At 67.2% G+C, this 433-nt stretch carries 1 protein-coding gene; it reads right to left on the bottom strand.

All coding sequences use genetic code 11. From position 1 onward, the window contains the following. Positions 1-433, bottom strand: a 433-nt coding sequence (locus DXK94_RS20290) for a hypothetical protein (RefSeq protein WP_147294411.1), incomplete at both ends; no start/stop codon positions are given.

Here is a 433-nt window from a genome sequence, read left to right as displayed (position 1 = left end):
CGCCTCGCGGGCGTTGTCCAGCTGCAGCCGCTTCCCGCCCGGCAGGAACAACTCCCCCGCAGCCGCATCAAGAACCACCGGCTGGTCCCCCACCACCGTGATCTGCAGGTCGCCCGCGCCCTTCAACTCGCCCCACGTCTCGGACTCCGAGGACGTGACCTCACCGTTGGCATCAACACCGGTCACCGTCACCACCCCCGACTCCGGATCCGCCGAGTAAATCCGGTCATCCTCCCCCACAGCAGACACGGTGCCCTCGGAGCCCACCAGCACCGGCTCGGTGGCCTCCTCATCAAAACCATTCACCGTGGACGGCGACACCGCCCACACCTTGCCCGAAGCCGCATCCGTCACCGAGATCACCTCGGAGCCGAAACTCACATCAGCAGCCCCCGGCAACTGCTTATCCCCACCCAGGCGCATGTTCGCCGGC

This window comes from Arthrobacter sp. RT-1, from assembly GCF_003367205.1.
GTDB lineage: Bacteria > Actinomycetota > Actinomycetes > Actinomycetales > Micrococcaceae > Arthrobacter.
Note: the sequence above shows the minus strand (reverse complement) of the source record. Positions and strands in the feature narration are given on the sequence as shown.